Annotated in this window: 1 protein-coding gene; it reads right to left on the bottom strand. The window is 68.3% G+C overall.

Translation table 11 applies throughout. The features are described 5' to 3' along the window. A partial coding sequence (locus AB0878_RS49405) for an IS481 family transposase (RefSeq protein WP_366590661.1) occupies window positions 1-955 on the bottom strand: 955 nt, incomplete at its 3' end. Window positions 956-1,072 lie beyond the last annotated feature (117 nt).

The following is a 1,072-nucleotide window of genomic DNA, read 5'->3' as shown; positions in this document are numbered from 1 at the left end:
TGTACTGACCTGTGAGGTTGGGGACGCGGCTGAGTGGTGGGTGGCCTGCGAGTGCGGTGTGTCCGCGGTGGTGGTTGTAGGTGTGCAGCCAGTGTGGCAGGGCTCGGCGGCGTTCGGTCTCGGTGCGGTAGGGCCTGCTGTAGGCCCATTCCTCCAGCAGGGTGCGATTGAACCGTTCCACTTTGCCATTGGTCTGCGGACGATAGGGCCGGGTCCTTTTGGGGGCGATCGCCGCGTCGCGCAGCGTGTCGCGCCAGAGGCGTGAGCGGTAGCAGGATCCGTTGTCCGTGAGCACCCGGCGAACGGTGATGCCGTAACCGGCGAAGAACGCCTGGGCCCGCGTCCAGAACGCGACAGCGGTTTCCCGGGTCTCGTCGGCATGGATTTCGGTGTAAGCCAGGCGGGTGTGGTCGTCCACGGCGTTGTGCAGATAGGCGTAGCCATGGCCGCGTTGACCGCTGTTGCGGCGACCTGCGGCGCGGCCGAGGGCTTTGTGACCGCCGCCGTCGGGGATGTTGCCCAGCTTCTTGATGTCGACGTGGATCAAGTCGCCGGGTGCGGGGTGTTCGTAGCGGCGGATCGGGATGGCGGTGGCCCGGTCCAGATGGGTGAGCCGGGCCAGTTGGTAGCGGGTCAGGATCCGGTGCACCGTCGAGGGGTTGAGACCGAGCAGGAAGCCGATGCGGGCCGGCCCCCAGCGCCGCAGTACCCGAATCTTGATGACTCGCCGCTCGGTCGGGGTCGGTGTCCGGGCTGGACTGGTGCGCGGACGGCTGGACCGGTCGGCCATGCCGGGTTCGCCGAGGTCGCGGTAGCGGCTGGCCCATCGGGCGGCGGTGGAGACCGACACCTGGAACCGTTCCGCAGCCCGTCGCAGCGGCCAGCCGTCATCGACGACGCAGCGGGCCAGGCGGAGTCTGCCGGTCGGGGTCAGGGGTGCGTTAGCGTGGGTCACGAGGGCCTCCGTTGGTCGGTGTTGACGTCGCAATCCACACCGAACCCGGAGGCCCTCCCTCACGCCAAGATCATCCGACTACGTGTCGCCACGTTCGCAACCTCCCCGGTCAGTACA

Source organism: Amycolatopsis sp. NPDC047767 (genome assembly GCF_040704195.1).
GTDB lineage: Bacteria > Actinomycetota > Actinomycetes > Mycobacteriales > Pseudonocardiaceae > Amycolatopsis.
The sequence above is the reverse complement of the archived record's forward strand: the minus strand, read 5'-3'. Positions and strand labels throughout refer to the sequence as shown.